The organism is Mycobacterium marseillense, from assembly GCF_010731675.1.
GTDB lineage: Bacteria > Actinomycetota > Actinomycetes > Mycobacteriales > Mycobacteriaceae > Mycobacterium > Mycobacterium marseillense.
Genome location: NZ_AP022584.1, coordinates 2,063,939 through 2,080,201 on the forward strand (window position 1 = coordinate 2,063,939; position 16,263 = coordinate 2,080,201).

Here is a 16,263-nt window from a genome sequence, read left to right on the forward strand (position 1 = left end):
CGCACGTCACCGCCCTAGACCCGGCGGCGCTCCCGCTCGGCCGCCAGCTCGGCGAACACCACCTCACACGCCAGGTTCTGGCTGTAGCCGCGGCGCGCCAGCATCCCCACCAGCCGGCGCGTGACCCGAGTGTCATCGTCGTTCAGCGCCTCGCGGCGCAGCTTGGCCCGGACCAGCTCCTCGGCCCGGTCCCGCTCGGCATCGGTGTCGATGCCGGCCAGCGCGGTGGTGATCACCTCGTTGTCGACGCCCTTGGTGCGCAACTCGGCGGCCAAGGCGCGCTTGCTCTTTCCGGCGTGCACGTGACGGGACCGCACCCACTGCTGGGCGAAGTCGGTGTCGTCGACCAGACCGACGGAGGCCAACCGGTCGAGGACCCGCTCACTGACGTCGTCGGGATAGCCGCGTTTGGCCAGCCGGCCGTGCAATTCGGCCCGGGTGCGCGCTCTCGCGGTGAGCAGGCGCAGGCACAGCGCCCGCGCCTGCTCTTCGCGGGAGGGCTCAGAAGTCGACGGGGGCGGGCAGGACGCTGTCATCGGACAGGTCATCGGTCACGACCGCGCCAATGCCGAGCTTTTCCTTGATCTTCTTCTCGATCTCGTTGGCGATTTCGTCGTTTTCCTTGAGGAAGGTGCGGGCGTTCTCCTTGCCCTGGCCGAGCTGCTCGCCCTCATAGGTGAACCAGGAACCGGACTTGCGGATGAAGCCCTGCTCCACACCCATGTCGATCAGCGAGCCTTCCCGGCTGACCCCTTGGCCGTAGAGGATGTCGAACTCGGCTTGCTTGAAGGGCGGCGCCACCTTGTTCTTGACGATCTTGACGCGGGTGCGGTTACCGACCGCGTTGGTGCCGTCCTTGAGCGTCTCGATCCGGCGCACGTCCATGCGCACCGACGCGTAGAACTTCAGCGCCTTTCCACCCGTGGTGGTTTCGGGGCTGCCGAACATCACCCCGATCTTCTCGCGCAGCTGGTTGATGAAGATCGCCGTGGTGCCCGAATTGTTCAGCGCGCCAGTCATTTTCCGCAGCGCCTGGCTCATCAGCCGGGCCTGCAGGCCGACGTGGCTGTCGCCCATCTCGCCTTCGAGTTCGGCGCGCGGCACCAGCGCGGCCACCGAGTCGATGACCAGGATGTCCAGGGCGCCGGAGCGGATCAGCATGTCGGCGATCTCGAGGGCCTGCTCCCCCGTGTCGGGCTGGCTGACCAGCAGGGAATCGGTGTCCACGCCGAGCTTCTTGGCGTACTCCGGATCCAGGGCGTGCTCGGCGTCGATGAAGGCCGCGACGCCGCCGGCGGCCTGGGCGTTGGCCACCGCGTGCAGCGCGACGGTGGTCTTACCCGAGGATTCCGGGCCGTAGATCTCCACGACCCGGCCGCGGGGCAGCCCGCCGATGCCCAGGGCCACGTCCAGTGCGATGGATCCGGTCGGGATGATCGAGATCGGCTGACGCGTCTCGTCGCCGAGACGCATCACCGAGCCTTTGCCGTAGCTCTTTTCGATCTGGGCCATCGCCAGTTCGAGAGCCTTCTCGCGATCGGGGGCTTGCGCCATGGTGCCTCTCCTATAGTCGGTGTTCGTCTGACCGGTATCGGTCGGTTGGCGGTGACACTAGAGAGGGCCACCGACAAGTTGACTGGCCGAACGCTCCCCACACTAGCCGAACAGATGTTCGATTCAAGTTCGACACGCCGTTCGCCGCCCTCGCGTGTGGCAACATCGGCTATCCGACAGGCGTCGACGGGCGCTCCCACCGGGAAGCCCGAGGAAACCGGTGTGAATCCGGTGCGGTCCCGCCACTGTGATCGGGCACATCCCGGCCCGAGAGCCAGACCCTCGCCGTTCGATGCGCCTCACCCACGACCGGAGACCACGACCGGAGACCACGACCGGAGACCACGACCGGATCCACGACCGGGGCGGATTTCCCCAAGAGGCGGACGCGACGCGATGGACATCTCCACCGAGCTGGCCGAAACAGCTTCCTACGGGGGCTTTTTCGCTCTGACCGTCGGGGGTGACGCGGCGGGATGGCATCCGGTCGCGCACTCCTACGCCGACGGCTGCGCCGACCTGATCGACGCCACCGCCCGGCGCTACCGCACGACCGACCTGCGGATCGCCGCCTCGCTGGTTCATCTCGGCCACGCCACGCGGCTGTGGTCGCCGGTGCTCGCGTGCGCGATCGGCCACGGTGTCCTGCCCGACCTCGACGACCTGCACCGCGCCGACGACGGCGCACAGCTGCGGCTGCCCAGGCCCGTCGGGGTGCCCGCCGATTCGCCGGGCGCGCTGTACCGCGTCGTGGTGAGCGAGCACATGCGTCCGCTCGCCGCCGGCCTGCGGCTCAAGCTGGCGCCCGCGCTGCTCGCGGGCAACATCGCCTCCGCGCTGGTGGGCGCCGCGCGGGCGTTGCTGACGGCGCGGCCCGATATTCGGCGCGCGATCGTCGAGACGACCCGGGACCTGCTGGACACCGGCGTGCTGGCCGGATCCGGGGTGATCACCGACCCGCGCCTGGGCTTCCGGCGCAACAGCTGTTGCCTGTTCTATCGCCTACCCGGGGGCTCGCTGTGCGGCGACTGCGTGCTGCACGGGACGCGGCGGTAGGGCCCGGCGCCGTTTGGTGCGGCTGCCCCGGGGTATTTGGCCACCATGTCCTCACCTGCAGCGCAATCTCTGCGCGCCCTCGCCCTGGTCTGCTCGTTGAAGAAGAGTCCGGCGCCGTCGAGCAGCGAGCTGATCGCCAACCAGCTGCTCGATCAGCTGCGCGGCGCGGGCGTCGAGGGCGAGACCGTGCGGTGCGTGGACCTGGCGCTGCTGCCGGGCGTCGAGGCCGACATGGGTCCGGGCGACGAGTGGCCGGCGCTGCTGACCAAGGTCAAGGCCGCGGACATCGTCATCGTGTCGACGCCGACCTGGGTCGGGCACATGTCCAGCGTCGCGCAGCGCGTCCTGGAGCGCCTCGACGCCGAATTGTCCGACACCGACGACGCGGGACGGCCGGCGATGGTGGGCAAGGTGGCCCTGGCCGCGGTCGTCGGCAACGAGGACGGCGCGCACAAGATCGTGGCCGACCTCTTTCAGGCGCTCAACGACATCGGGTTCTCGATCGCCGCGCAGGGCTGCACCTACTGGAACGGCGAGGCCATGCAGGGCACGGACTACACCGACCTCGACGACGTCCCGGATCCGGTCGCGTCGGCCACCGCCAACGCGGTCCGCAACGCCGTGCACCTGGCCACCGTGCTGCGCCAAAACCCTTACCCGGCCTACGAATAACACGCGAATAATGCGCGGGAATCACCACTGCTCGTGGGGCACGTCGAAGTCGACGCACAGCGCCCGCCAGACGTCGCGGGGCTCCATGCCCGCCTCGATGGCCTGGGCGGCCGTGCGTCCGTCGAAACCGGTCAGCACGTGATCGACCAAGACCGATGACCCGTAGGTGGTCCCGAAGCGCAGGACCACCCGCTCGTGAAACTCCGTTAGCCGCACGCCAGTGAACATACCCAGCGGGCATGGATCGGACACCCGGGCGCGCTACCGCCAGCTGGCCGGTAAATCGATGATGTGATTTGGGCAGTCCTCCTGGGCCGCCAGAGACATGACGTCGCGGGCGTGCTGCGCCGACATCGAGGCGCGCAACCGCATGAAGGCGTATTCGGCCGGCGCGAGTCCCTGTTCCGCGGCGGCCGGGTCGTCCATCAACTGGCACGCCTGCTGCTCCTCGGGGCTGTCGGCGCGCGCGACGCCGGCCCCGAAGACCCAGCCCGCCAGCAGGGTGCCGGCCGCGATCATCCTCATTGCGCGCCTCCCGCCGAAACGTAAGACGGTGCGGCGCATCATCCGGCCACCGCCAGCGCATCGCGGCACACCGCGACCGGATCGGCGACGTCGGCGATGCCGGCGGCGGCCCGCTGCGCCGCGGCCCGGTAGCTCGGCGATGCCAGCACCTCGTTGACCGCGGCCGCCAGCGCGTCGGGGCTCAGCGGCCGGACCAGCCGCGCGCTGCCCTGGCGGACGATTCGGTTGGCGATCTCCCACTGGTCGCCGCCGCCGGGCACCGCGACCAGCGGCACGCCGGCCAGCAGCGTCTTGGCCACCATGCCGTGCCCGCCGCCGCAGATCACCACGTCGGCGTGCGTCAACAACTCGGCCTGGCTGCCCAATCCGACCACCGCCCACGGCGGCACCGTCAGCTCCGCCCCACCCAGCCGCGAAACCACCACCCGCGCGCCCTCCGGCAGCGTGGCCCCCGGTATCAGGCCGGCCAGCGCCACCTCGGCCAGGCCTTCGGTGCCGGTCAACGCGGTCGACGGCGCGACCACCACCACGGGCCCGGACCCCGCGGGGATGTCCAGCGCCCGCTCGGTCGGTTCGAAGTGCAGGGGGCCCACCACCACCGCCTCCGGCGGCCAGTCCGGGCGGGGCACCTCGCAGGCGGGCAGCGTGGCGATCAGCCGTCGCAGCGGGCCGGGGTCGTCGGCCGGCAATCCGATCTCGGTCCGCACCTCCGCGCGCTGACGGAGGCCGGCCCGCCAGGAACGCGCGGTCAGCGCGCGCATGATGGCGTCCCGCAGCCGGCCGCGGAGGCCGGTGCCGGGCGCCAGCCCGCTGCCGATCGGCGGGAGGCCTTTGGACGGCAGGTACAGCGGATGCGGGTTGAGTTCGATCCACGGGATGCCCAGCAGCTCGGCGGCCATACCGCCGCCCGCGGTGATGACGTCGGACACCACCAGGTCGGGCGCCAACTCGCGCAGCGCGGGCACGTTGAGCACGGCCATCCGCGCGGCGCGCCGGTGGATCCTGGCACCGGCGTCGACGTCGTCGTCGGTGGCCACCAACCCGTCCAGCGCGACGGCGTCGATGCCGGCGCCGCGGGCGGTGTCGATCCACTCGGCGCCGGTGAACAGCGTGGGCTCATCGCCCGCCTCGGCGAAACGCCGGCACAGCGCGATCGCCGGGAACGAATGCCCGGGATCCGGCCCGGCGACCACGGCGACACGCATCGGGCTTACCCTGCCACAGCGCCGGACCGCCACGCTCGCCTACGCTGGCAAGATGACCGAGCTGACTGGGACGACCGTGACGAACACCCGTACGGTCGAAGGATTCCTGAACGCGCTGCAGGACGCGGATTACGAGGCCGCCGACGCCGCGCTGGCCGACGATCTGGTCTACGAAAACGTGGGCCTGCCCACCATCCATGGCCGCGCCAGGGCCATGAAGCTGTTTCGCCAGATGGAGGGCCGCGCCGCCTTCGAGGTGAAGATTCACCGCATCGCGGCCGACGGCGCCGCGGTGCTCACCGAACGCACCGACGCGCTGATCTTCGGCCCGCTGCGGCTGCAGTTCTGGGTGTGCGGCGTGTTCGAGGTCCACAACGGGCGAATCACGTTGTGGCGGGACTACTTCGACTTCTTCGACATGCTCAAGGCCACCGCGCGCGGCCTGGCGGCGCTGGTGCTGCCGTCGCTGAAAGCGACGTTCTGACCGCCGGCGCCTAGCCGGCGCCGCGCAGTCCGCCGAGTTCGTCGAACGCCTGCGCCCACCCGACCAGGCGGTCCGTCGCCCCGGCCAGCTCCGCGCGGTAGCGCTGCGACTCGGTGAGCCCGCCACCGTTGGCCGAGGACACCAATTGCGCTGCGGCGGTGACCATTTCGTTGTACTGACGAACGCCCGCGCTCAGTTGCGCGGTGAACGCGTTGATGGTGGGCACCAGGTACGACCGCGACTGCTCGCCGGCCTGCGCCGCGCGCTCCATCGACACCACCTGCGCGGCGGTGGACGCCATGGCGGCCGAGGTTCTGGTGGCGGCCGCGGTCAAGTCGCGGATCTCGGCCGTCGGCAACATCGCGCCCCGCTCCAGCACGGCCACGAGCGAGAAAAAGCCGCGCTCGGAAGCACCCAGCGCGTACATGGCCGGGCGCGCCGCCGAACCCGGCGGCGGCAGGCGGCGCGCGGCCGTGGTCCGGGGCACCGGCAGCGGCTCGGACCGCAGCCAGCGGTAGCGCAGCAGCAACAAGGTGGCCGGGACAGCCATGACGACCGCGACGCCGCCGGTGATCTGCAGCAGCAACGCGAACCAGCCCCAGGCCGCAAGCAACATCGTCACCGCCGCCCAGAACACACACCCGGCGGCGAAGACCAGGCCCCACCGCAGCGCGCGGCGGCGACGGCGCAGCTGGCGCGCGCGGGGGTCCGCGGCCGCGCCGATCTTGCGGGCCACCAGGTCGGAAAGGTCGGCGGCGGTTTCCAACCCGCGGTGCAGCACCGCGCGCCACAGGGCGGGCCGCGGCGCGTTCACCGCCATGACACCGGGCTACTGACCAAGCGGCTTCTCGCTGACCGCGCCGCCGGTGCTCTCCGCGGGCGCGGGCGTGGCGGGCGTGGACCCCGCCGCGGGTGTCCCCCCGGTCGGCAGCGCCTCGCCGCGCATGGACGCGCGGATCTGCTCGAGCCGGGAATGGCCGGCCATCTGCACGCCGGCCTGCTCGACCTCGAGCATCCGGCCCTGCACCGAACCCTGCGCCAGTTCGGCGGCCCCGATCGCGTTGGCGTAGCGGCGCTCGATCTTGTCGCGCACCTCGTCGAGGCTGGGGACGTTGCCCGGGGCGGCCAGATCGCTCATCGACTGCAGCGAGGCGCTGACCTGTTCCTGCATCTTGGCCTGCTCGAGCTGGCTGAGCAGCTTGGTGCGCTCGGCGATCTTCTGCTGCAGCACCATGGCGTTCTGTTCGACGGCCTTCTTGGCCTGCCCGGCCGCGCTCAGCGCCTGATCGTGCAGCGTCTTGAGGTCTTCGACGCTTTGCTCGGCGGTGACCAGCTGGGCGGCGAACGCCTCGGCCGCGTTGTTGTATTCGGTGGCCTTGGCGGCGTCCCCGGCGGCGGTCGCCTGGTCGGCCAGCGTGAGGGCCTGGCGCACGTTGACCTGAAGCTTTTCCACGTCGGCCAGCTGACGGTTGAGCCGCATCTCGAGTTGCCGCTGGTTGCCGATCACCTGCGCGGCCTGCTGGGTCAGCGCCTGGTGCGTGCGTTGCGCTTCCTCGATGGCCTGCTGGATCTGCACCTTGGGGTCTGCGTGCTCGTCGATCTTCGCGTTGAACAGCGCCGTGAGGTACTTCCACGCCTTGACGAACGGATTGGCCATGAGTTAGCTCCACCTTCGGTTCTCGAGGGGCCGGATGGTTCCGGATCGACCCTGACGGGCCCTGCGCCTGACGCTCAATTTAGTGGGTTGGCGCCGATCGCCCCACCCCTGGCGCGGGATCGGTACGCCGGCGCTCAGGCCAGCGCCAGCGACCCCACCGGCGGAATGACGACCTTGGTGCTGACATCGATGCTGGTGCCGGCGGGCGCGGCGACGGCGGCCTGGTCGTGGGCCCTTTCCTGGCCGGCCATCCGCTCACCGGCGTGGGTGAGCACCGACGACAACGGGACGTCCAGCGCGTCGCAGATCGCGTTGAGTAGCTCGCTGGACGGCTCCTTGCGGCCACGCTCGACCTCGGACAGATACCCAAGGCTGACCCGCGCCGAATCGGACACCTCACGCAGCGTGCGGCCCTGTGTCGTGCGGGCCTCGCGCAGCACGTCGCCGATGACCTCGCGCACCAATGGCGGCATCCCGCCCTCCTTCGTCCAGTCGGCCCTGCACGGCACGTAGGAAGCTTGCCTCCGGCAGGTGCTCATTAGGTGAACGCCGTCGGTGGCGGTCTGGTTCCCGTTCGGCGCCCCGGAATCAGCCGTTCGTGCGGCGCACTTCGCGGACGGTCGAGACCACGTAGTCGATCCCGGTGATCACCGTCAGCACGATCGCCAAGCCCATCACCACGTCCGCGGCCACCCGGAACGCCCCCGGCGTTCCCGCCAACGGCAGGACGAACAATCCGATGGCCAACACCTGCACCACCGTCTTGACCTTGCCGCCCCAGCTGGCCGGGATAACCCCGCGGCGGATCACGGCCAGCCGCAGCACGGTGACCCCGAATTCGCGGGCCAGGATCACCACGGTGACCCACCACGGCAGCTCGCCGAGCATCGACAGGCCGATCAGCGCCGATCCCACCAGCGTCTTGTCCGCGATCGGGTCGACGAACGCGCCGAATTCGGTTGCCATGCCGTAGTTACGGGCGAGCAGGCCGTCCAGCCGATCGGTGATGCACGCCACCGCGAAGATGAGAAAGGCCACCACCCGGAAGCCGGCCTGCTGACCGTCGCCGGCGAACAGGGCGAGCAAAAAGACCGGGACCAGCACCAGCCGCAGCAGCGTCAGCGTGTTGGCGAGATTGGCGATGTTCGCGCGGCCTACCACCGGACCCGTCTGCGGCTGCCCCGACACGGCAACAGAATAACGGTTGACCAGCGCCGCCGTCCCCGATGCCGATACTGTTAGCCGTGAGCAGAAGTCCACAGGGCTACCGGCCGCTGGTGCGGCGAGCGCGAACGTCCGATGTTCCCGCCATCAAGCAACTGGTCGACACCTACGCGGGAAAGATCCTGCTCGAGAAGAACCTCGTGACGCTCTACGAGGCCGTTCAGGAGTTCTGGGTGGCCGAACACGAGGGCCGCGTCGTCGGTTGCGGGGCGTTGCACGTGCTGTGGGCCGACCTCGGCGAGGTGCGCACCGTCGCGGTCAACCCGGCGATGACGGGCCACGGCATCGGCCACGCGATCGTCGACCGGCTGCTCGACGTCGCCCGCGAGTTGGCGCTCAAGCGGCTGTTCGTGTTGACGTTCGAGACCGACTTCTTCGCGCGACACGGGTTCACCGAGATCGAGGGCACGCCGGTGACCGCCGAGGTGTTCGAGGAGATGTGCCGTTCCTACGACATCGGTGTGGCCGAATTCCTGGACCTGAGCTACGTCAAGCCGAACATCCTCGGCAACTCCCGGATGCTGTTGGTCTTGTAACACCGCGCTAGTCGGTGTCGGGCTCGCCGCCGTCGGCGTCGCTGCCGCCCCGGATCAACGCCAGCGTCCCGGCCAGCTCGTCGGGCTTGATCAGCACCTCGCGCGCCTTGGACCCCTCGGACGGCCCGACGATGCCGCGGGTCTCCATCAGGTCCATCAGCCGGCCGGCCTTGGCGAAGCCGACCCGCAGCTTGCGCTGCAGCATCGAGGTGGAGCCGAACTGGCTGGACACCACCAGCTCGACGGCCTGCAGGAACACGTCCATGTCGTCGCCGATGTCGGGGTCGACGTCGGTGCGTTCCCCGGTGGGCTTGGCGGTCGTGACGCCCTCGGTGTACTCGGGTTCGGCCTGGTCCTTGCAGGCGGTGACGACGGCCTGGATCTCCTCGTCGGTGATGAAGGCGCCCTGCAACCGGATCGGCTTGCCCGCGCCCATCGGCAGGAACAGCCCGTCGCCCATGCCGATCAGCTTCTCCGCGCCGGCCTGGTCCAGGATCACCCGCGAATCGGTGAGCGACGACGTGGCGAACGCCAGCCGCGACGGCACGTTGGTCTTGATGAGCCCGGTGACCACGTCCACCGACGGGCGCTGGGTGGCCAGCACCAGGTGAATGCCTGCGGCGCGGGCCTTTTGGGTGATCCGCACGATCGCGTCCTCGACGTCGCGCGGCGCCGTCATCATCAGGTCGGCCAGCTCGTCGACGATCGCCACCACGTACGGGTAGGGGCGGTACTCGCGCTGGCTACCCAGCGGCGCGGTGATGGCCCCGGAGCGCACCTTCTCGTTGAAGTCGTCGATGTGCCGCACCCGCGAGGCCTGCATGTCCTGGTAGCGCTGCTCCATCTCCTCGACCAGCCACGCCAGCGCCGCCGCCGCCTTCTTGGGCTGGGTGATGATCGGGGTGATCAGGTGCGGAATGCCTTCGTACGGCGTGAGTTCCACCATCTTCGGATCGATCAGGATCATCCTGACCTCTTCCGGGGTGGCCCGGGCCAGCAGCGAGACCAGCATCGAGTTGACGAAGCTGGACTTACCGGATCCGGTGGACCCGGCGACCAGCAGGTGCGGCATCTTGGCCAGGTTGGCCGAGATGAAGTCGCCCTCGATGTCCTTGCCCAGCCCGATCACCAGCGGGTGGTGGTCGCGTCGCGTCGACGGCGCGGTGAGCACGTCGGCCAGCCGCACCATCTCGCGGTCGGTGTTGGGCACCTCGATGCCGACGGCGGACTTGCCGGGGATGGGCGCGAGCATGCGCACGCTCTCGGTGGCCACCGCGTAGGCGATGTTCTTCTGCAGCGCGGTGATCTTTTCGACCTTGACGCCCGGGCCCAGCTCGACCTCGTAGCGGGTGACGGTCGGCCCGCGTGTGCAGCCGGTGACCGCCGCGTCCACCTTGAACTGGGTCAGCACCTCGGTGATGGCGTCGGCCATGACGTTGTTGGCGGCGCTGCGCTTCTTGGGCGGGTCCCCGGCGACCAGCAGGCTCAGCGACGGCAGCGTGTAGGGGCCCTCGACGACGCGGTCCAGCTCGATGGTGTCCTGCTTGTCCGCCGAGCGTCCGCGCTTGCGGCCCCGCGCCGCGCCGGGTTGCACGGCCGGTTCGGGGACCGTGGGGATGTCGTCCTGCAGCGCGGCCTGGGCGTCGTCGTCGGGTGACCACGGCGCCGGCTCGTCGTCCGGCTCCGGGGACGCGTCGCCGTAGTAGCCGTCGTGTGCGGGTTCGGCATCCTCCTCGTCGAACTCGTCGGCGTAGTCGTACGGCTCGTCGTCGTAGTCCTCGACGAACCGGGTGTGGAACAGGTTGCGCATCACCACAGGCACTTCCCGGATGGTGGTGCCCGTCAACAGCAACAGGCCGAACATGAAGCCGATGAACAGCAGCGGCGCGGCGATCCAGGGGGTGAGCCCGTCCGAGAGCGGCCCGCCGATCGCGAAGCCGATGAATCCCGCCGCGCGCCGGCGCGCTTCCGGATCGCCCGGCGAGCCCGACCACAGGTGACGCAGGCCGAGCACCGACAGGGTGATCAGGCTGGCGCCCAGGATCAGCCTGGGGCGCACGTCGGGGTTGGGTTCGGTCCGCATCAGGGTCACCCCCACCGCGGCGGTGACGACGGGCAGGGCCAGCACGCCGGCGCCGATGAAGGTCCGCACCAGGGTGTCGACCCACGCGCCGACCGGCCCGGCGGCGTGGAACCACGAGCTCGCGGCGACCACCACCGAAAAACCCAGCAACAGCAGCGCGATGCCGTCGCGGCGGTGGCCGGGGTCGATGTCGCGGGCCCGCCCGATCGAGCGAGCGGCGCCGCCGGTCCCCCGCGCGGCCATTACCCAAGTGGCGCGCAGCGCGCGACCGCAGGTCAGCCCGATTCCGACCAGTGGCGAGTGGTTCCGGCGCCGGGCGGGTTTGCCGGGCTTCCGGCGGGGCGCTGCGGGGCGCGCCTTGCGGGACCCACCGGCGCGGGAAGGGGCCTTTGACCTGCTCGTTCGGCTTCCGGAGCGGGCGGCGGTCTTACTGGGCATGACGGCAAGGGTAGTCGCAACGGCATCATCTACACCACCCGCCACACTGGTAACCGCCCGGCTTGTGAGGCATGGGGCGGATCGGGCGCCCGCGGGCGTGAGTAGGGTGACATTCCGGTGAGCGAAGTCGTGCTCGTCACCCATTCCCGGAGCGCCCAGGAGGCCAGCAATGCCCGTTGTCGTCGTCGCCACCATGACCGTCAAACCGGAATCGGTCGACACCGTCCGCGACATCCTGACGCGCGCGGTCGAAGAGGTGCACGACGAACCCGGCTGCGAGCTGTACTCGCTGCACAATTCGGGCGAGACCTTCGTCTTCATCGAACAATGGGCCGACGAGGAGGCGCTCAAGGCGCACAGCACCGCGCCGGCGATCGGCAAGATGTTCAGCGCGGCCGGCGAGCACCTCGACGGCGCCCCCGACATCAAGATGTTGCAGACGATCTCGGCGGGCGATCCGGCCAAAGGACAGTTGCGTCCCTGATGGCCCCCTCGTCGGAAGGTCCCCTGAAAGGGAAGGTCGCCTTCATCACCGGCGCCGCCCGCGGACAGGGGCGCGCGCACGCGGTGCGGCTGGCCGCCGACGGCGCCGACATCATCGCCGTCGACCTGTGCGACCAGATCGCCAGCGTCCCCTACTCGCTGGCCACGCCCGAGGACCTGGCGGCCACCGTGAAGCTCGTGGAGGACACCGGCGCGCGCATCGTGGCCTCCCGCGGCGACGTCCGCGACCGCGAATCGCTGTCCGCGGCACTGCAAGCCGGCCTCGACGAGTTCGGCCGCCTCGATATCGTGGTGGCCAACGCCGGGATCGCCCCCATGCAATCCGGTGACGACGGCTGGCGCGACGTCATCGACGTCAACCTCACCGGCGTGTACAACACGATCAAGGCGGCGATACCCACGATGGTCAAGCAGGGCACCGGCGGCTCGATCGTGTTGATCAGCTCCAGCGCCGGGCTGGCCGGCGTCGGCAGCCCCGACGCCGGTTCGGTGGGCTACGCGGCCGCCAAGCACGGGGTCGTCGGGTTGATGCGGGTGTACGCGAATCTGCTTGCCGGACAGATGATCCGGGTCAACTCCATTCATCCGTCCGGTGTCGAGACGCCGATGATCAACAACGAGTTCACCCGCGAGTGGCTGGCCAAGATGGCTGCGGCGACCGACACGCCCGGCGCCATGGGCAACGCCATGCCGGTCGAGGTGCTGGACGTCGAGGACATCGCCAACGCGGTGGCCTGGCTGGTGTCCGACCAGGCCCGCTACATCACGGGTGTCACCTTGCCGGTCGACGCGGGCTTTTTGAACAAGTAGCGACCATGGCGCGAAATCCGGTAGCGCAAACGGCGTTCGGCCCGATGGTCTTGGCGGCCGTCGAGCAGAACGAGCCGCCCGGGCGCCGCCTGGTGGACGACGATTTCGCCGAGCTGTTCTTGCCCACCCCGCTGCGGTGGCTGGTCGGCGCGACGCGGTTCGCGCCGGTTCGTCGCCTGATGATCCGGGGTTCGGAGTTCGCCGGTCCCGGGCTGTGGGCGAATCTGGCCTGCCGCAAGCGGTTTATCGCCGACAAGCTCGCCGAGTCGCTCGACGACATCGACGCCGTCGTCATCCTGGGGGCGGGCCTGGACACCCGCGCCTATCTGCTGACGCGGCGGGTCCGCATCCCGGTGTTCGAGGTCGACCTGCCGGTCAACGTCGCCCGCAAGTTCAAGACGGTGCGCCGGGTACTGGGCGAACCGCCGCTGTCGGTCCGGTTGGTGGCGTTGAACCTCGAGCACGACGACCTGCTCACCGCGCTCGCCGAACACGGTTATCGCACCGATTACCGGGTCTTCTTCATCTGCGAGGGCGTCACCCAGTACCTGACCGAAGCCACCGTGCGCCGCACGCTGGAGGGGCTGCGCGCGGCGGCGCCGGGCAGCCGTTTGGTGTTCACCTATGTCCGTAGGGATTTCATCGACGGCACGAATCGGTATGGCACCCGCACGCTGTACCGCAACGTGCGCCAGCGCCGGCAGCTGTGGCATTTCGGCTTGCAGCCCGACGACGTCGCCGCGTTCGTCGGCGAATACGGCTGGCGACTGGTGGAACAGGCCGGCCCCGACGAGCTCGCCGCGCGTTATGTCGAGCCGACCGGCCGCAAACTCAAGGCGTCGCAACTGGAGTGGTCGGCCTACGCCGAGAAGATCTAGGTCAGACCTCGATGACGGTCGGCACGATCATCGGCTGGCGGCGGTAGGTTTCGCCCACCCACTTGCCGACGGTGCGCCGGACACCCTGGGCGATGCGGCCGGGGTCCGTGATGTTTTCGGCCAGCAGCGCCTCGAGCTCCGCCTCGACCCTGCGCACGGCCGGCTCGAGGGCCTTGGGGTCTTCGGAGAAGCCGCGCGAATACAGGTGCGGTGGGGCCACCGGACGCCCGGTGCCGCGCTGGACCACGATGGTCACCGCGACGAAACCCGATGACAGGATGAGCCTTTCGCCCAACGTGATGTCGCCGACGTCGCCGTTGATCAGGCCGTCGACGAACATCTTGCCGACCGGCACCGCCCCGGCGATCGACGCCTTGCCGGCGACCAGGTCGACGCTGACCCCGTTCTCGGCCAGCAGGATCGACTCCTCCGGCACGCCGGTGCGGGCCGCCAGCTTGGAGTTGGCGCGCAGCATCCGCCACGTCCCGTGCACGGGCATGACATGGCGAGGCCGAATCCCGTTGTACAGGAACAGCAGTTCGCCGGCGTAGGCGTGGCCCGAAACGTGAACGCGCGCTTGAGCGTTGGTGACGACGCGGGCCCCGATCTTGGCGAGTTCGTCGATGACGCCGTAGACGGCCTCCTCGTTGCCCGGGATCAGCGACGACGCCAGCACCACGAGGTCACCCGCGGTCAGGGTGATGCTGCGGTGCTCGCCGCGCGACATCCGCGACAACGCCGACATCGGCTCACCCTGGGTTCCGGTGGTGATCAGCACCACCCGCTCGGGCGGCATCATCTCGGCCGCGCCGATATCGATCACGTCGGAATCCGCCACCCGCAAAAAGCCGAGCTCTCGGGCGATGCCCATGTTGCGCACCATGGAGCGGCCGACGAACGACACCCGGCGGCCCAATGCCACTGCGGCATCGATGATTTGCTGGACACGGTCCACGTTGGAGGCGAAGCACGCCACGATGACGCGGCCGTCGGCGCCGCGGATCAGGCGGTGCAGCGTCGGACCCACTTCGCTCTCCGACGGCCCCACGCCGGGGTGCTCGGCATTGGTCGAGTCACACAGGAACAGGTCCACCCCGGCGTCCCCGAGGCGGGACATGCCGGGTAGGTCGGTCGGCCGGCCGTCCAGCGGAAGCTGGTCGAGTTTGATGTCGCCGGTGTGCAGAATCGTTCCCGCGCCGGTATGCACGGCGATCGCCAGCGCGTCGGGGATGGAGTGGTTGACGGCGAAGTACTGGCATTCGAAGACGCCGTGGGCGCTCTTCTGGCCCTCGGCCACCTCGACGAACACCGGCTTGAGCCGGTGCTCGCGGCACTTCGCGGCGACCAGCGCGAGCGTGAATCTCGAACCGACGACCGGGATGTCGGGCCGCAGCTTGAGCAGGAACGGAATGCCGCCGATGTGATCCTCGTGCGCGTGGGTGAGCACCAGCGCCTCGATGTCGTCGAGCCGATCCTCGATATGGCGCAGATCCGGGAGGATCAGGTCGACCCCGGGCTCGTCGTGGGTGGGAAACATCACCCCGCAGTCGATGATGAGCAGCCTGCCCAGGTGCTCCAGAACCGTCATGTTGCGGCCGATTTCGCTGATGCCGCCAAGCGCGGTGACCCGCAACCCTCCAGTGGCCAACGGGCCTGGCGGGGCGAGGTCTACATCCACTTCTCGGACGCTCCTTGGGTCACCTGAGTACCGACGCCGCGCGCATATCGGCCGCCAATGCATCGATTTGCTCTGGCGTAGCGGGCATTTGCGGCAGCCGGGGATCGCCGGCCTCGATGCCCTGCAGGCGCAGGCCCGCCTTGGACAACGTCACCCCGCCCAAGCGGGCCATCGCGTCGCACAGCGGCGCGACCGTGGAGTTGATCTTGCGGGCGGTGGCGATATCCCCAGAGTTGAAGGCGGACAACATTTCCCGAAGCTGATTGGCCGCCACATGGGAAATCACACTGATGAAGCCGGTGGCGCCCATGGCCAACCACGGCAGGTTCAGCGCGTCGTCGCCGGAGTAGTAGGCCAGGCCGGTCTCGGCGATGATCTGGCCGCCGCTGTGCAGGTCGGCCTTGGCGTCTTTGATCCCGACGATGTTCGGATGCGCGGCGAGCGCACGGATGGTCTCGGGCTGGATCGGGATCACCGAACGGGGCGGGATGTCGTAGAGCACGACCGGCAGTTCGGTCGCGTCGGCGACGGTGGTGAAATGCGCGATCAGCCCGCTCTGGGGTGGCTTCGAGTAGTACGGCGTGACCACCAGCAGCCCGTGGGCGCCTTCGGCCGCGCAGGCCTTCGCCAGCCGGACGCTGTGCGCGGTGTCGTAGGTGCCCGCACCGGCGATGACGCGGGCCCGGTCGCCCACCGCCTCCAGCACGACGCGCAGCAGCTCGCGCTTCTCGTCATCGGTGGTGGTCGGCGACTCGCCGGTGGTGCCGGAGACCACGAGACCGTCACAGCCCGCGTCGATCAGGTGGTTGGCCAGGTGCGCGGCGGTGGCGGTGTCGAGGGAGCCATCGGGGCGAAACGGCGTGACCATCGCGGTCAGCACGGTTCCCAACCGCGCTGGGGCGTCGAATCCGGCCGTACTCACGGTGTTCAGGTTACCTGGCGCCAGCAAGCTATTTCGC

At 69.6% G+C, this 16,263-nt stretch carries 19 protein-coding genes and 1 riboswitch; of the genes, 7 read left to right on the plus strand and 12 right to left on the minus strand.

Going from position 1 to position 16,263, the window contains the following annotated elements; translation table 11 throughout:
* Window positions 1–14: 14 nt before the first annotated feature.
* Both recX and recA read right to left on the minus strand, forming a co-directional pair.
* Window positions 15–536, minus strand: coding sequence for a recombination regulator RecX (gene recX / locus G6N26_RS09125; RefSeq protein ID WP_067176591.1), 522 nt, complete (start codon window positions 534–536; stop codon window positions 15–17).
* Entirely contained in the window at window positions 502–1,554 is a 1,053-nt protein-coding gene (gene recA / locus G6N26_RS09130) for a recombinase RecA (protein WP_067176588.1), read from the minus strand. The genes recX and recA overlap by 35 nt, the downstream gene beginning before the upstream one ends.
* A gap of 171 nt (window positions 1,555–1,725) precedes the next feature.
* Window positions 1,726–1,858: riboswitch (cobalamin riboswitch) on the plus strand.
* Between the two features lie 92 nt (window positions 1,859–1,950).
* Between recA and G6N26_RS09135 the strand changes: the two genes are divergently transcribed.
* Together G6N26_RS09135 and G6N26_RS09140 are read left to right on the plus strand one after the other, a co-directional pair.
* Entirely contained in the window at window positions 1,951–2,610 is a 660-nt protein-coding gene (locus G6N26_RS09135; protein WP_083017368.1) for a (2Fe-2S)-binding protein, read from the plus strand.
* 45 nt (window positions 2,611–2,655) lie between these two features.
* Window positions 2,656–3,282, plus strand: coding sequence for a flavodoxin family protein (locus G6N26_RS09140; protein WP_067176582.1), 627 nt, complete (start codon window positions 2,656–2,658; stop codon window positions 3,280–3,282).
* Window positions 3,283–3,303: 21 nt separating this feature from the next.
* Here G6N26_RS09140 and G6N26_RS09145 read toward each other — a convergent pair whose 3' ends face one another.
* The 3 genes from G6N26_RS09145 to G6N26_RS09155 are packed head-to-tail and all read right to left on the minus strand — an operon-like array spanning window position 3,304 to window position 5,012.
* Window positions 3,304–3,498, minus strand: coding sequence for a DUF3046 domain-containing protein (locus G6N26_RS09145; RefSeq protein WP_415621156.1), 195 nt, complete (start codon window positions 3,496–3,498; stop codon window positions 3,304–3,306).
* Between the two features lie 45 nt (window positions 3,499–3,543).
* A complete protein-coding gene (locus G6N26_RS09150; protein WP_083017370.1) occupies window positions 3,544–3,807 on the minus strand; it encodes a hypothetical protein in 264 nt (87 codons plus the stop codon).
* Window positions 3,808–3,845: 38 nt separating this feature from the next.
* Entirely contained in the window at window positions 3,846–5,012 is a 1,167-nt protein-coding gene (locus G6N26_RS09155; protein WP_083017372.1) for a glycosyltransferase, read from the minus strand.
* Between the two features lie 52 nt (window positions 5,013–5,064).
* Here G6N26_RS09155 and G6N26_RS09160 point away from each other — a divergent pair, with 52 nt between their 5' ends.
* On the plus strand, window positions 5,065–5,496 hold the full coding sequence (locus G6N26_RS09160; RefSeq protein ID WP_067176572.1) for a limonene-1,2-epoxide hydrolase family protein: 432 nt from the start codon (window positions 5,065–5,067) through the stop codon (window positions 5,494–5,496).
* 10 nt (window positions 5,497–5,506) lie between these two features.
* Here the strand turns inward: G6N26_RS09160 and pspM are convergent, their stop codons facing one another.
* The 4 genes from pspM to pgsA all read right to left on the minus strand — a co-directional run bounded on the left by pspM (window position 5,507) and on the right by pgsA (window position 8,341).
* Window positions 5,507–6,316, minus strand: coding sequence for a phage shock envelope stress response protein PspM (gene pspM, locus G6N26_RS09165; RefSeq protein ID WP_067176568.1), 810 nt, complete (start codon window positions 6,314–6,316; stop codon window positions 5,507–5,509).
* Between the two features lie 9 nt (window positions 6,317–6,325).
* Window positions 6,326–7,153 (minus strand): phage shock protein PspA, encoded by an 828-nt coding sequence (gene pspA, locus G6N26_RS09170; protein WP_067176565.1) that lies wholly within the window; start codon window positions 7,151–7,153, stop codon window positions 6,326–6,328.
* A gap of 134 nt (window positions 7,154–7,287) precedes the next feature.
* Window positions 7,288–7,626 (minus strand): transcriptional regulator ClgR, encoded by a 339-nt coding sequence (clgR, locus tag G6N26_RS09175; RefSeq protein WP_067176561.1) that lies wholly within the window; start codon window positions 7,624–7,626, stop codon window positions 7,288–7,290.
* A 115-nt stretch (window positions 7,627–7,741) separates the two neighbouring features.
* On the minus strand, window positions 7,742–8,341 hold the full coding sequence (gene pgsA, locus G6N26_RS09180) for a CDP-diacylglycerol--glycerol-3-phosphate 3-phosphatidyltransferase (protein ID WP_082991578.1): 600 nt from the start codon (window positions 8,339–8,341) through the stop codon (window positions 7,742–7,744).
* Between the two features lie 38 nt (window positions 8,342–8,379).
* Here pgsA and G6N26_RS09185 point away from each other — a divergent pair, with 38 nt between their 5' ends.
* Window positions 8,380–8,913, plus strand: a complete 534-nt coding sequence (locus G6N26_RS09185) for an amino-acid N-acetyltransferase (RefSeq protein ID WP_067176558.1) — start codon at window positions 8,380–8,382, stop codon at window positions 8,911–8,913.
* Between the two features lie 7 nt (window positions 8,914–8,920).
* Here G6N26_RS09185 and G6N26_RS09190 read toward each other — a convergent pair whose 3' ends face one another.
* Window positions 8,921–11,629: a DNA translocase FtsK gene (locus G6N26_RS09190; RefSeq protein ID WP_372509319.1), complete on the minus strand. Its 2,709-nt coding sequence runs from the start codon at window positions 11,627–11,629 to the stop codon at window positions 8,921–8,923.
* Here G6N26_RS09190 and G6N26_RS09195 point away from each other — a divergent pair.
* The 3 genes from G6N26_RS09195 to G6N26_RS09205 are packed head-to-tail and all read left to right on the plus strand — an operon-like array spanning window position 11,604 to window position 13,626.
* On the plus strand, window positions 11,604–11,918 hold the full coding sequence (locus G6N26_RS09195) for a putative quinol monooxygenase (RefSeq protein ID WP_083017374.1): 315 nt from the start codon (window positions 11,604–11,606) through the stop codon (window positions 11,916–11,918). The two genes, G6N26_RS09190 and G6N26_RS09195, sit on opposite strands and share 26 nt — an antisense overlap.
* A complete protein-coding gene (locus G6N26_RS09200; RefSeq protein WP_067176547.1) occupies window positions 11,918–12,748 on the plus strand; it encodes a mycofactocin-coupled SDR family oxidoreductase in 831 nt (276 codons plus the stop codon). The genes G6N26_RS09195 and G6N26_RS09200 overlap by 1 nt, the downstream gene beginning before the upstream one ends.
* A 5-nt stretch (window positions 12,749–12,753) precedes the next feature.
* Window positions 12,754–13,626 (plus strand): SAM-dependent methyltransferase, encoded by an 873-nt coding sequence (locus G6N26_RS09205; RefSeq protein ID WP_067176544.1) that lies wholly within the window; start codon window positions 12,754–12,756, stop codon window positions 13,624–13,626.
* Window position 13,627: 1 nt separating this feature from the next.
* Here the strand turns inward: G6N26_RS09205 and G6N26_RS09210 are convergent, their stop codons facing one another.
* On the minus strand, window positions 13,628–15,304 hold the full coding sequence (locus G6N26_RS09210; protein WP_067176541.1) for a ribonuclease J: 1,677 nt from the start codon (window positions 15,302–15,304) through the stop codon (window positions 13,628–13,630).
* A 19-nt stretch (window positions 15,305–15,323) separates the two neighbouring features.
* Window positions 15,324–16,226 (minus strand): 4-hydroxy-tetrahydrodipicolinate synthase, encoded by a 903-nt coding sequence (gene dapA / locus G6N26_RS09215; RefSeq protein ID WP_083017376.1) that lies wholly within the window; start codon window positions 16,224–16,226, stop codon window positions 15,324–15,326.
* Window positions 16,227–16,263 lie beyond the last annotated feature (37 nt).